13 protein-coding genes and 1 pseudogene are annotated in these 13445 nt (G+C 58.0%); 4 read left to right on the top strand and 10 right to left on the bottom strand.

Annotation, left to right across the window (positions count from 1 at the left end):
* From SOR61_RS09480 to rplM, 6 genes and pseudogenes are all read right to left on the bottom strand, one after another.
* Nucleotides 1-1524: pseudogene (locus tag SOR61_RS09480) on the bottom strand (VirB4-like conjugal transfer ATPase, CD1110 family); the annotation flags it as partial.
* Complete coding sequence (locus tag SOR61_RS09475) at nt 1487-2293, bottom strand: replication initiator protein A (protein ID WP_320612415.1); 807 nt, start codon at nt 2291-2293, stop codon at nt 1487-1489. The pseudogene SOR61_RS09480 and the gene SOR61_RS09475, both read right to left, overlap by 38 nt.
* Nucleotides 2294-2524, bottom strand: coding sequence for a hypothetical protein (locus SOR61_RS09470; protein ID WP_320612414.1), 231 nt, complete (start codon nt 2522-2524; stop codon nt 2294-2296).
* Nucleotides 2517-2774, bottom strand: coding sequence for a hypothetical protein (locus tag SOR61_RS09465; protein WP_320612413.1), 258 nt, complete (start codon nt 2772-2774; stop codon nt 2517-2519). Before SOR61_RS09465 ends, SOR61_RS09470 begins: the two co-directional genes overlap by 8 nt.
* Before the next feature lie 477 nt (nt 2775-3251).
* Complete coding sequence (gene rpsI / locus SOR61_RS09460) at nt 3252-3656, bottom strand: 30S ribosomal protein S9 (protein WP_320612412.1); 405 nt, start codon at nt 3654-3656, stop codon at nt 3252-3254.
* A 15-nt stretch (nt 3657-3671) separates the two neighbouring features.
* A complete protein-coding gene (rplM, locus tag SOR61_RS09455; RefSeq protein WP_320612411.1) occupies nt 3672-4103 on the bottom strand; it encodes a 50S ribosomal protein L13 in 432 nt (143 codons plus the stop codon).
* Between the two features lie 279 nt (nt 4104-4382).
* Between rplM and SOR61_RS09450 the strand changes: the two genes are divergently transcribed.
* The gene (locus SOR61_RS09450; protein ID WP_320612410.1) at nt 4383-5123 is read left to right on the top strand and encodes a tRNA 2-thiocytidine biosynthesis TtcA family protein; all 741 of its coding nucleotides are present in this window, start codon (nt 4383-4385) and stop codon (nt 5121-5123) included.
* A gap of 453 nt (nt 5124-5576) precedes the next feature.
* On the opposite strand, the gene SOR61_RS09445 is transcribed toward SOR61_RS09450, so the two are convergent.
* Complete coding sequence (locus tag SOR61_RS09445; protein ID WP_320612409.1) at nt 5577-6908, bottom strand: penicillin-binding transpeptidase domain-containing protein; 1332 nt, start codon at nt 6906-6908, stop codon at nt 5577-5579.
* Nucleotides 6905-9040, bottom strand: coding sequence for an FtsW/RodA/SpoVE family cell cycle protein (locus SOR61_RS09440; protein WP_320612408.1), 2136 nt, complete (start codon nt 9038-9040; stop codon nt 6905-6907). The genes SOR61_RS09445 and SOR61_RS09440 overlap by 4 nt, the downstream gene beginning before the upstream one ends.
* Nucleotides 9041-9250: 210 nt before the next feature.
* Between SOR61_RS09440 and SOR61_RS09435 the strand changes: the two genes are divergently transcribed.
* From SOR61_RS09435 to SOR61_RS09425, 3 genes are read left to right on the top strand one after another with little or no spacing between them, the layout of a single operon-like run.
* Entirely contained in the window at nt 9251-10258 is a 1008-nt protein-coding gene (locus SOR61_RS09435; RefSeq protein ID WP_320612407.1) for a zinc-binding dehydrogenase, read from the top strand.
* A 31-nt stretch (nt 10259-10289) separates the two neighbouring features.
* Nucleotides 10290-11120, top strand: coding sequence for a putative RNA methyltransferase (locus SOR61_RS09430; protein ID WP_320612406.1), 831 nt, complete (start codon nt 10290-10292; stop codon nt 11118-11120).
* Between the two features lie 26 nt (nt 11121-11146).
* Nucleotides 11147-11788, top strand: coding sequence for an HAD-IA family hydrolase (locus SOR61_RS09425; RefSeq protein ID WP_320612405.1), 642 nt, complete (start codon nt 11147-11149; stop codon nt 11786-11788).
* 71 nt (nt 11789-11859) lie between these two features.
* Here SOR61_RS09425 and recR read toward each other — a convergent pair whose 3' ends face one another.
* Complete coding sequence (gene recR, locus SOR61_RS09420; RefSeq protein ID WP_320612404.1) at nt 11860-12462, bottom strand: recombination mediator RecR; 603 nt, start codon at nt 12460-12462, stop codon at nt 11860-11862.
* Nucleotides 12462-13109 (bottom strand): ribulose-phosphate 3-epimerase, encoded by a 648-nt coding sequence (gene rpe, locus SOR61_RS09415; RefSeq protein ID WP_320612403.1) that lies wholly within the window; start codon nt 13107-13109, stop codon nt 12462-12464. Before rpe ends, recR begins: the two co-directional genes overlap by 1 nt.
* Nucleotides 13110-13445: the final 336 nt, after the last annotated feature.

Here is a 13445-nt window from a genome sequence, read left to right as displayed (position 1 = left end):
ATGGGCTTCTTTTTCTTCCTGTTTCAGAAGAGCGTTATACAGATCCTCCAGAAGAGGCATGTTCTCCGGGATGGGATTCTCGAAGTACTTCTGGTAGATCTGATGGACACAGCGGTCGATGACCGTCTTTTCAATAGGCTGCAGGCCCTCCTTGCCGCCGACAACCAGTTCGCAGAGAGACAGGATGAAGTCTGACTTCAGCGCGATAGGGTTATCTTCCTCGGAGTAGTTCAAGTTGATGTCCATTGGGTTGACGTACTGGGTGCTGGCCGGGCTGATATGAATGACCTGGCCGTTGAAGCGCTGCACGAGAGCCGTGTACTCAGCCTCCGGATCGCAGATGATCACATCGTCATCCGTCACCAGGAAGGCATTGGCGATCTCACGCTTGGCGCTGAAGGATTTACCGGAACCGGGGGTACCGAGAATCAGGCCGTTCGGGTTCTTCAGGGCCTTCCGGTCCACCATGATCAGGTTGTTGGAAAGAGCGTTCAGGCCGTAGTACAGGGATTCCTTTCCGGACTGGAACAGCTCCTGGGTGGTAAAGGGAACAAAAATCGCCGTGGAGCTGGTGGTCAGTGCACGGCGGATATCGATGAGGCAGCTGGCCAGCGGCAGGCAGCTCATAAGGGCATTTTCCTGCTGGAAGTCCAGCCTTCTTAAGTTGCAGTTGTGTTTCTGGGCGATGGAGCTTGCCTGGAATACGTTGGTGTCCAGCTCCTGCTGGGTCCTGCCGGTATTCATGATCAGCATCGTCAGCATGAACATGCGCTCGTTCTGGCTCTGCAGCTCTTTCAGGAGCGACTTGGCGTCCTTGCCGTAGGTGGCCAGGTCTGAGGGGATAATGTCCATGTCGTAACCGGAACGGACTGCCTTTTTCTGCTCCTCGATCTTCGACCGGTCAAGCTCCGTGATCGTATGCTTGATGGTCTTGATCGCTTCCGTCTGGTCCACGGACTGGATGTGCATCGTGATGATCTGCGAGGAATCCATGTCCAGGAAATCCTTCAAAAGCTGGTCCGAAAGATCGGACGCCGTGATCTGCAGATAGCTCATGGCACCGAAGATGCTTCCCATCTGGAAGGTACGGCTGCCGGGGAAGGCAAAGGCCGTGGGGGCGATGAAGTCCTTCACAGAAAGACCGGATTCCGCCAGCCATTTCCAGTCAAAGCGGAACTTGTCCTCCGGATCTCCCATGTGGAACATGTCGTGCATGAGCTTCAGGCGCTGATACCCATTCAGGACCTCAGCCCGGACGCCCAGCTGCTTGAAGTTGTTCAGCAGATCGTTCTGGACGTGCTCCAGCCTTGGCTTGGCCTGCTTCATGGAATCCGCCTCGATCCCGAAGGTCAGGAACTTGGTCTTAGTGAGGCCGTTGTTGCCCTGGGCCAGCTGGTTCTTCAGCATCTCCGAATACTCGTCACGGACGCTGTTAAACTCATCCTTCTGGTAAGGGATCCGGATCCCTGCCTCGAAGCTCTCCGCGTCAGTCGTCATGTTCATGAAGCTGAGCTCGAAGTGGATTCTCATGCAGACAATCGAGAACATACTGGATGTGCATGGAATTCAGTTTCATCAGCCTGCTCTTTACCACCTCAATTGGCTTGTCATCCCCGGCAATACGGATGGCCTTTCTTTTTGAGGAACAAGTCTCTGCCAGAAGATCCAGAATTCCTTCCAAGGTTTCTTTCTCTGTCGGATAGTTCTGAATCAGGATGGGCATCTCCAGTTCTGAATTGAAATATGACTTATATTGTGCATAACCATCGATTCGCTTCGGTTCGCTTCCCGGAAGGAAAGAAGGATCAGTATCATTAAAATAAGTCTTTTTATTATTAGTCTTATTAGAGTGTGATTCTGACACTTCCAGAGATGCGGTTTTCACACTTCCAGAAGTGTCGTTTTGACACTTCAAGAAATGTCTTTCCCCAGAGTTATCCACAGCACAGTAGAAGCTTTTCACGTAGATCAGGTTGGGCTTTCCGAGGCCCTGGCGTTTACGTTCAATCAGCCCGGCTTTGTTTTCCAGTTCATCCAGAAGTTGAATGGCTTTTTTATTGCCGCAGTTCAGGTTCTCCTGTATCTCTGCCACCGTAAAAATGATATAGACGCGATCCTGGTCATCCCGCCAGCCATTCTTATTCGAGAGCTCTGTGCGGTCAAACAGAAGACTATACAGCAGCTTTGCCTCGACAGAGATTCCATGAAAAGCCTCATTCTGAAGTAGGATCTTTGGAACCCTAATAAATGCGAAATGATCTGCCTCTGCACTGTGGAGATAATCAGGAAGCATTCATATCACCACCTCCCGGTACGGAAACTTGTCTTTCGGGAGAGGCTTCTGCCTGAAGTACTCCTTCTCCGGTTTACCGTAGGGACACGTCGCGAACAGACATTTTCTGTATTTGAAGTCCGGATGATAATAGCAGCACTGCCTGCATTTCGGAGCCGTCTTGTTCCGGTCCACTGTCACCTCGTGCTTCATGAGGTTTCTGTAGAAGTTCAATCCTCCATTCTCACGCATTGACCGGTACCTCCATCTTCGTATTAAAGACTTCGTTCATGCATTTCTTCATGCAGAAGCTGACGCAGGGGCCGTAGCAGCAGCCGTCACAGGGCGATTTCTTTTTCGGAGACTCGGCCAGGTAGTAGCAGTTCTCCTTTTTGAGAGAACACCCTGCTTTTCGGTTCTTCCAGAAGAAACAGCCTCTGCAGCTACTGGGACGGTCAGCGTAGTAACGCACGCCGTCAATCACGATTGTTTCTTTTTCCATCGAATAATCCTCCTTTTTCATGATGGTTCTGCAGAGCCTGCAGAAATGAAAAAAGCCCGGTTACCGTTTCGTACAGCAACCGGGCTATGTATGGAGGCTTTTCTTCTGGGAAGACAAAGACGCCCGGCAGGAAGAACTTTCTGCTGAGCGTCATACACACGGATAAAACCGGATCAGAAATGTCGGATTCCGTCAGAATCCGTCAAACGTTCCTTTTCCGTAATATGGGGTCATTTTAGTGGCCTGAGACAATTATTTGAGGAGACAGGATCGGAGCCAGAAATGAGCACAAGGACACTTCTTGCTCTCGCTCATTTTCATTTTTTTGTCTCATTCATTAACTATTGTCTCAGTATTAACTACTAAATTCCCGATAAAATCCATGATTCGCCATCAAAAGCCATCAAAGATTCACGGGCATGAAAAGACCCCGGAAATGGCGTATTTCCGGGGTTTTTCGACTCTTGTTGGGTCTGATTAACGCTTCGAGAACTGAGGCGCTCTGCGCGCGGCCTTCAAGCCGTACTTCTTTCTCTCCTTCATTCTGGGGTCGCGGGTCAGGAAACCAGCAGCCTTCAGAGCGGGACGATACTCAGCGTTCATCTCCAGCAGAGCGCGGCTGATGCCGTGGCGGATAGCGCCGGCCTGACCGGTGACGCCGCCGCCGGTGACGGTGGCGCTGATATCCACCTTGCCCAGCAGGTCGGTGGTGGCCAGAGGCTGACGGACGATCAGCTTCAGGGTCTCCAGACCGAAGTAATCGTCGATGTCACGGCCGTTGATGGTGATGGTACCGGTACCGTTGGGGAACAGGTGCACGCGAGCCACGGAGGACTTACGGCGGCCGGTGCCATAATGGTAAGGCTTCTTGCTCTTATACATAGTTCACGTTCCTCCTTATTCTGCGGCCCACAGTTCGGGCTTCTGTGCGGCGTGGATGTGCTCGGGGCCGCGGAAAATCTTCAGGCGGGTCAGGGAGTCCTTGGTGATGATGTTGCGGGGCAGCATGCCGCGGACAGCCAGCTTCATAGCCAGCTCGGGCTTGTCCTGCATCAGCTTGCGGTACTTGGTCTCCTTCAGGCCGCCCACATAACCGGAGTGGGTGCGATAGTACTTCTGATCCAGCTTCTTGCCGGTGAGCACTGCCTTCTCAGCGTTGACAATGATGACGAAGTCACCGCAGTCAGCGTGGGGGGTGTATTCGGGCTTATGCTTGCCGCGCAGCAGGGTAGCTGCCACAGTAGCGGTCTTGCCAAGGGGCTTGCCAGCAGCGTCAAGGATATACCACTTGCGCTCGATGTTGCCCTTGTTAGCCATAAAAGTGGACATAGGGTCGAACCTCCATATAAATTCTATTCCTCATAAAGGATGCCCGGCGGTGCTCTGCCAGCTTTACAAACCAAATGCCTGCGCTTATAATGCTGGAGAACCCACAGGGCGATGTTTTCAGCGAACCACATTATAATACGTGGGCAACGCTCTGTCAACGACTTTTCTCAAATTTTTAATTTACACCAATGAATTCTCTCTTATTCTCTCGTAATCTCTTCTATACTCTCGTATTCTCAGGTTCTATTTTCATTTTTGTTTCTTAGGAGGAAACCCATTATGCAGAAAATCCTCAGTCTTCTCCGGCGGTGCGTGGAGGATTATGATATGATCCAGCCCGGCGATCGGGTGGCCGTGGGCGTCTCCGGCGGGAAAGATTCCTTGATTTTATTGACTTCCCTGGCACGCCTGGCCAAATTTTACCCCGCCCCCTTCACCGTAGAGGCCTTCACGGTAGACATGGGCATCCCGGGAATGGACTTCTCCCAGGTGGACGCCCTCTGCCAGACCCTGGGCGTTCCCTTCCACCGCATTCCCACACAGATCAACAAAGTGATCTTCGAGACCCGCAAGGAGAAAAACCCCTGCGCCCTCTGCGCCAAGATGCGGAAAGGCTCCCTGCACGAGGCTCTGCTGGACCACGGCATCCATAAAGTTGCCCTGGGTCACCACTACGACGACGCCGTGGAAACCTTCTTTCTCTCCCTCTTTTACGAGGGACGGCTCTCCTGCTTCCATCCGGTGACCTACCTGGACCGCACAGACATCACCCAGATCCGTCCCCTGCTCTACGTCAGCGAGGCCATGATCCGGGACACCGCCCAGCGGCTCCATCTGCCCGTGGTCCACAATCCCTGTCCCGCCAACGGCAACACCAAACGGCAGGAAGTCAAGGACCTCATCGCCTCTCTGGAACCCCGCTACCCCAAGCTGCGGGAATATGTCTTCTCCTCCATGCAGCGGCTTCCTCTCCCCGCCTGGGAACCCAAGGCCCTCCGGCGCCGCCCCAAAACCGAATGACCTGCCCTCTCCTCCCCCTTGCTTCCTTCAGGCAGAGCAAGGACCTATATTCTACACTATGTTTTATAAGACACGTTCATCCAAAGCATGTCCTTTACTCCCTGGAGCATCCCCTCTTCTTTTGGGATTTCTTATGAAAACCCTCAAAAACACCCAAAAATCTGCATTGACAACCATGCCCTTTTTGTCGTATATTTAAATCAATCAGAACTCACTTCCGGGGAGCCTTTTCTCCGCATCCACCAGAACCATACAGCAGGCTCCTCCGCTTGTTGTCGATCCCTTCTTTGTGGGGGACTTCCCCCACTTCCCTTTCCTTCCATATGGGCGGGCAAAGGCGGCCGGTCAATGGCTGGCCGCCTCCCTCCCGCCTGGAAGGGATTTTTTTGCAAAAAACAGCCTTCCGTCCCCAGGGGATGGAAGGCTGTTTTGTTCTTTTCCGCTGCTGTCTTTTTACTCTGCGGTTGCCTGGGCCAGGACCTTTGCGGCTACGCTGCCAGCCACGCTGGCGCCGCCGCCGCCGTTCTCCACCAGCACCACAAAGGCCAGAGGATGGTCCGGGTCGTCAAGGAAACCCACAAACCAGGCGTGGGGCTGCTTGCCGCCGCCCACCTCGGCTGTGCCGGACTTGGCACAGACCGCCAGATCACCAAACTGCGCCTGGCCGTACTGGACGGTCACGTTGTTGCGCAGCATGGTTTTCAGCTGCTCGCAGGTCTCCTTTCTGTAAATGGAGAAGGTGTCCTTTCCATCTGGGAAGGCCGCCGGAAGGGGCGTGCCCGAGATGGTCTCTTTCTCCACCAGCTTGGGTACCACTGCCTCGCCGCCGTTGGCAATGCCGCCCATAAAGGCCAGCATACCGCAGGGATTGGCCAGCACCTTGTCCTGGCCCACACCGGACCAGGCCAGGTTGGAACTTCCCTTGGGCTGGGAGACAAAGCTCCCCTTTGCGGTGGTGATGTCGCACACCTTGCGGGACTCCAGAAGTCCTGCGTCCTTCATGTACTTCTCCAGGGTGTCGCCCCCCAGCTCCAGAGCCAGGGTGGCGTAAGCGCCGTTGCAGGAGCAGGCCAGACACTGGTTGATGTCCATGTTCTTCCCGTGGACGTAGGGGCAGGTGATCTCATCGTTTCCCACTTTAAGGCTGCCGGTACAGGTGTAGCGGAAATCCGCCAGATCCTTCTTCTGCTCAATGGCCGCTGCTGTGGTCACCAGCTTGAAGGTAGAGCCCGGAGGATAGGTGCCCGAAAAGAAGCGGTTCAGATAGACCCCCTCATAGGCACTGTTTTCATTCACGTCCTTGGGGGGATTCTTTGGGTCGTAAGACGGTGCGCTCACCAGACACTTCACGTCTCCGTTGGTGTAGTCGTACACCGCCACAACCCCCTTGTGGCCGTTCAGGGCGGCATACGCCGTCTCATTGAGCTTGGAGTCGATGGTCAGGGTCACGTCATGGCTGCCCAGGGTAGTCCCTGTCACCGGGTTATACCCGGTCATCCGGCTGGCCAGCACGGAACGCAGCGAGGTACCAAAGTTCCGGTCACCCACCAGATGGAGGGTGGAGACCCGGGTGGCCTGCCGCTCGGCATACTCGCCCGACTCGCCATCGTACAGCAACACGCCATTCTTGTCGTAAATGGCGCCGGAATCATAGTAGGTGGAGCCGAAGAAGCCCACCCAGTCGTTGCCCTTCATCACCAGCTGCACGCAGAAATAGATGAGGCCCACAGCCAGCAATCCTGCCAGGATCAGGGTGATCAGGGTTCTTCCCCGTAAGCGCTTCATCCCTTTCTCCCCCTTTCTGTCCAGGGTTCAGAGCGGAACCGGGTGCGGTCTTCCCAGTTCATGGGGTCCTCCTCCTTGGGCCAGAGGGGGCCGTCCAGAAGATCGTCCCAGCTGCCCGGGTCCCGGTCCAGGTCCCATCCGCCCGGCGGTTCCCCCGGGGCGGCTTGGTCCCGCCGGTCGTAGCCGTAGTCCTCTTCATAAGGACCGTAGCCGTCGTCATAATCCCGGTCATAACCGTCGTCGTACTCTTCGTCGTAGCCGTCATCATAGGCATAGTCGTCATAGTCATCGTACCAGCCGCTGTACCGGTCGTCGTAGATCCCGTCAGAGTCCGGCGGGATCCACCCTCGGATCCGCTTGGGCAGCTTCAGGGTAAAGCTGGCGTTGGGCCGGGTGTCCGCCGCCTTAATAAAGGCCAGCAGGCCCCAGCAGGAGATCATACTGGACCCGCCCATGGAAACGAAGGGCAGGGTCACGCCGGTGAGGGGCAGAATGTCCACTGCGCCCAGCACGTTCAAGGTGGCCTGGAAGACCAGCATGGCCGCAGCGGAGTTGGCTGCGATGACGTAGTAGCTGGAGCGGGCTGTGGTGGCGCAGCGCACGGCGTACACCGTGAGGACCAGCAGCACGAACACAGTACACAGGGCCATAATGAGGCCAAATTCCTCGCTGATGACGCCAAACACCAGGTCCGTGTTGGCCGCGCCCACTTTCTTCAAGAAGCTGTCTTCCGTCCCCTTGCCGAACAGGCCGCCGCTGGCGATGGCCGACATGGTACGGGTCTGCTGATAGCCGCCGGGCTCGGTGGAGAATTCCCACACATGCCGCCAGGCAGAAAACCGGTTGGCAATGTACGGTTTAAATCGCAGGATCATCCACCCGCCGGCCGCTGCCGCCGTGCCCATGAGGGCCAGAAAGCCCAGGTCGCCGGAGCGCAGGAAGGCGATGACCAGCAGCGCTACAAAGAAGATGAGGGCGGTACCGAAGTCACTCATGAGGGCCAGACAGCCCATGCAGAAGCCGCAGAACAGCACCGTAAAGATCAGGTTTCGCCGGGCGAACAGACGGTCCAACGTGGCGGCTCCCGTGAAGATAAAGGCCACCTTCACAAACTCCGAAGGCTGAAAACTGATGGGGCCCAGACTGATCCAGTTCTTGGCGCCGAAGAGCCGCTGGCCCAGCAGCACGTTAAACACCAGCAAAAGGCAGGTGAACACAGCGATGGGCCAACGCAGAGAGACGGTCGATTTCAGGTCCCGCAGCAGAACGCTCAGCACGATGAAGAGCGCCAGGCCCAGAATAACGCAGATGGTCTGGGTCAAAAGTCCCTTGGGGGAGTAGGCCGCTGTCACCGAGAAGGACAGCGTACAGAGGAAAAATGCGATGGTCTCTGCCTCAAAGGCTGTCCGTTTCAGGAACCGGTACAGGATATACATCCCCCACATACAGGCGCAGAGAATGCCGAAGGACGCGGCGATCATGGCCACCTCCTGGGCCTCCCGGCCGGGCAGGCACTGCACCGCCATCATGATCTGGAACACAGTGAGATAGCCCAGGGTTTTTCCGGGGCGCAGCGGACGCTCCGCCACACCGAACCGCATGGCCTGCTCCCGCTCCTCCTCTTCGCTGATGGCATAGAAGGTCAGCGGCAGGCCGCCCAGGTCGATCACGTCGCCGGTCTTGACCGGCACCGTATGAGCGATCTTTTTCCCGTTTACCCGGGTCCCGTTTTTGGTTTGCAGGGGTTGGAGCTTCCAGTTTCCTTTGTCATCCCGCAGCAGGGCTACGTGACTTCGGGAGACTGTGGGGAAATCCAGTTCCACGTCGGAGCGGCGGCTGCGGCCCACGCTGTTCTCCCAGTGGTACAGGTCGAAGCGGGTGCCGTTCTCCATGGTCAGCCAGCCCCAGATCTCCTTGCCCGGCCGGTCCCGGAGCAGAGACATGAGGCAGCGGACAATGATGAGAATGGCAAAGATGATGGCGATCACCCGCAGCACGCCGCAGGCAACCGGCAGCACCACGTCAATGACCGCCGCCAGCCCCTTGCCGGGGGCTGCGTTCTCTAACGCCGCCCGAACCTGATCTCCCAATTGGGAGAAGATCACGCCCAGACGAGCGATCAACTCTTGCATCCCATCCCCTCCTTTCTCCGGCTTCGTTTCGCCGGTTTGTTTCCGTTGCATTGCAGGGATTTTTTTCAAATAGGTGAAGTGCCCGGCACTTCGCGGCTATTATAGCAACAAAATACCAAAAACACAAGTCGTCCCCGCACCAGTGGACAGCCCGCCCCCTCCTGTGCTACACTGAGGGCAAACGATACTGACGCAAAGGAGGAGCACACCATGAAAGCCTTCGCTTACCTGTCGGACGGCACTGCCGGCTGGATCGAAAAGGAACGTCCCCACGCCACAGGGTATGACGGGGTCATTCGCCCCCTTATGGCTGCGCCCTGCACCTCAGATGTGCACAACGTGGCCATTCAATGCCTCCAGCCCAACCGGATTCTGGGGCACGAGGGGCTGGGTGAGGTGGTGGTGGTTCCTCCCGTGACCCCTGACTGGCGGACTGTCCCCTCCCAACTGGGCGCCCACCAGCATTGCAGTGGCCTCATCACCGGACAAAAGCTCTCCAACAGTGAAGACGGCCTCATGGCAGAGTATGCCCTCATCCGGGATCTGGACGCCAACGCCGCCCGGATTCCCCAGGGTGTCTCCCTGGAGGGGGCTGTCATGGCGGCAGATATGCTGAACACCGGCCTCTACGGCGCGGAACTGGCAGAGGTTCAGCCCGGCGACACCGTGGTGGTCATGGGTGTGGGCCCTGTGGGCCTCATGGCCATTGCCGGGGCCAGACTCCGGGGCGCTGGGCGGATCATCGCCATCGGCAGCCGCCCCGCCGGGGTGGCTTTGGCCAAAGAGTACGGCGCCACTGACATCGTCAACTACAAGGAAGGGGACGTGCTCCGGCAGGTCCATCTGCTCACCCAAAAGCAGGGGGCAGACTGCTGCATCTGCGCCGGCGGAGGGGACGAGGCCCTGGGACAGGCAGTTGCCATGGTCCGGTGGGGCGGTACCGTGGGCAACGTCAACTATTTCACCACCTATGGGAACCTGCCCATCAACAACGTCCGGTACGGCTTCGGCATGGGCAACAAGACCATCCGCGGGGGAGAGTGCCCCGGCGGCCGGGCCAGAATGGAGCGGCTGCTGCGGCTGCTCCAGTACGGACGGGTGGACCCGGTTCCCCTCATCACCCATCGGTTTTCCGGCCTTTCTCACCTGGAGACTGCCTTCCGCCTGATGGAGGCCAAGCCTCCGGAACTGGTGAAAGCCATTGTTCACCTTTCCTGACCCCACTCCATACCATAAAGGAAGATCCATCATGAAAAGTATGTTTCGCTGTCCCGTCTGCGGAGGACCCCTGGACAAGCAGGAGGCCCGGTACCTCTGCCCCGCAGGACACAGCTTTGACCGGGCCGCAGCAGGCTATGTCCACCTTCTGCCCGCCAACAAAATGCACTCCAAAGACCCCGGGGACGACAAGGGGATGGCCACCGCCCGCAACCGCTTCCTCTCCGGCGATTATTACGCTCCCCTGCGGGATGCCCTGGCTGCCCTGGCGCTGAAATACTGCCCGGAGCATCCAGCCATTCTGGACGCAGGCTGCGGCGAGGGATATTACAGCGCTGCTCTCTTCCAGGCGCTGGAAGCCCAGGGGCGCACCCCGGTGATGGCCGGGGTGGACCTCTCCAAGCACGCCCTGCGCCGGGCGGCCAAGCGGGAGAACTCCATCGAGTTTGCCGTGGCCTCGGTGTACGACCTGCCTGTGGCAGACCAGAGCGCCGATCTGTTGGTAAACTGTTTCTCTCCTCTGGCCCTGGAGGAGTTTCTGCGGGTGCTCCGCCCCGGCGGGCTCTACTTCTATGTGGTCCCCGGCCAGCGTCACCTGTGGGAGCTGAAAGAGATCCTCTACGACGAGCCCTACCTCAACACGGAAAAACTGACCCCTTATGAGGGTCTCTCCTATCTGGAGGTGGTCCCGGTGGACGGAACCATCCAGCTGCCCGATCCTCAGACCATCTCCGATCTCTTCCAGATGACCCCGTATTTCTGGAAGACCCCCAAAAGCGGCAAAGACCGCCTGGATGCCCTCACCACGCTGACCACCACCATCTCCTTCCGGATCCATGTATTCCGCAAGGACACTCTCTAACCCTCTGACCGAAAGGAGTCTTTCCCTTGCCTCATACGATTTTCTTTGACCTGGACGGTACCCTCACCGACTCCGGTCCCGGTATTATGAACTGCGCCCAACTGGCACTGGACCACTTCCACATCTCCGTGGAGGACCCTGCCCAGCTTCGTACCTTTGTCGGCCCCCCTCTGCGGGTTTCCTTTGGCCGCTTTGGCCTGAACGACCAGGAAGCGGAAGAGGCCATCCGTATTTTCCGCAGCCGCTATCTCACTGTGGGGAAGTTTGAAAATGTCCCCTATCCCGGCATCCCCCAGCTGCTCCAGCAGCTGAACGAGGAGGGGCACCGGCTGTTCGTTGCCACCTCCAAGCCGGAGGAGACCGCCAAGGAGATCCTGCACCACTTCCAGCTGGACCAGTATTTTGAGCTTATCTGCGGCGCCACTATGGACAGCAGCCGAGAGAGCAAGGAAGCTGTTCTCTCCTACCTGCTGGCCCAGACCGAAGCCCCTTCGGTCCTTATGGTAGGCGACACCGAGTTCGATGTCATCGGGGCCAACGCCCATCATATCCCCACCATCGGTGTGACCTGGGGATACGGGGACGAGGCCTCCATGCGTCAGGCAGGCGCTGCCGCCATCGTCTCTACCCCTGAGGAGCTCCACCAGATTCTGGATACCATGCCATAAAAGCAGAAAACCCGTGCTCCGCTGCCAAGTACAGCAGAGCACGGGTTTTATCATACAGAATACTGTGTGCGTCACATTTCTCTTCGGCCTTCCAGCGCACGCATGAGCGTGGCGTCGTCTGCATACTCTAAATGGCCCCCTACAGGAACGCCGTAGGCCAGGCGGGTGACTTTCACCCCAAAGGGCTTGAGCATCCGAGAGAGGTACATGGCCGTGGCCTCTCCCTCGGTGTCCGGGTTGGTGGCCATAATGACCTCCCGGATCTCTCCCTGAGCGACCCGCTCCAACAGGGACTTTATATGCAGGTCGTCGGGTCCCACCCCGTTCATGGGGGAGAGAACACCGTGGAGCACATGGTACCGGCCGTTGTACTCCCGGGCCCGCTCAATGGCGATCACATCCTTGGGGTCGGCCACCACGCAGACCACGCTGCCATCCCGTTTGTCGCTGGCGCAGACCGGGCACAGGCCCTCGCCCTCCGTCAGGTTCTGGCAGACCGGACACAGGGCTATGCTGTGCTTGGCGTCCACAATGGCCTGGGAGAAGGCCTCCACCTGATCCTCCGGCAGGGAGAGCACAAAGAAGGCAAGACGCTGGGCGGTCTTTCGTCCGATTCCGGGCAGGCGGGCAAATTGCTCCACCATTTTTTCCAATGCGGGGGGAAAATACTCCATCATTCACCTCGCAGCGCCCGGATGGCCGCTTCTGCGTCTGCTGCGCCGTACACAGCGCTGCCCGCCACCAGCACGTCGGCGCCGGCCTCCACCACCTGCCGGGCGGTGACCGGGTCCACGCCGCCGTCCACTTCCAGGTGGCAGCTGGGGTTATATTCCTCAATATACTTGCGAATGGCGGCGATCTTGGGCAGCTGGTCGGCCATGAACTTCTGGCCGCCGAAGCCCGGCTCCACCGTCATCACCAGGATAAGGTCCACATCCTTAATATAGGGCAGGACCGCCTCTGCCGCCGTAATGGGCCGCAGAACGATGCCCTTTTTGATCCCGCGCCGGTCCATGGCGTCCAGCGCCGCCCGGATACCGGGGGGCATGTCCGCTTCCAGATGGACCGACAGCAGGTCCGCACCGGCGTCGGCAAAGGCATCGATATACCGCACCGGCTTCTCGATCATCAGATGGACATCCAAAAACAGATCCGTCACTTTCCGCAGCGACTTCACCACCGGCACGCCAATGCTGATGTTGGAGACGAACATGCCGTCCATCACATCCACATGGAGCCAGTCGGCACTGCTGACCCGCTGGACCTCCCGGCCCAGGTCGGCAAAATTGGCGGAGAGGATCGAAGGGGCAATTTTGATCACGATTCATCATTCCTTTCCCTGAAATCCGCCGGCGGGTTCTGTCACATCCCGCCGGATTGGGCCGAAGGCACCGATCCCCCGCCCGCCGCATAGGATACGGCAAGCGGCAGCGGGGCCTCTGCCCCGCTCAGGAGCGCCGGGACCGCTGTTGTCTTTCCTCTTTCTCCGCGGACCGGCCCCAACAGCGACGGCCCGGAACGCCCGCCGCATGAGATAGCCTTTGGGGGTCTTTCCCCAAGGCAGGGTTTTTCGTCCCTGCTCCCCGCTCTCTGCGGGAGCGCAGGGACGAAACCCAGAGAACCCTTTATTTCTGATAACCGCCCTTCCGGCGGTCTC

This window comes from Evtepia sp. (genome assembly GCF_034090835.1).
In the GTDB taxonomy this organism is placed as follows: Bacteria; Bacillota; Clostridia; order Oscillospirales; family Oscillospiraceae; genus Evtepia.
The sequence above is the reverse complement of the archived record's forward strand: the minus strand, read 5'-3'. Positions and strand labels throughout refer to the sequence as shown.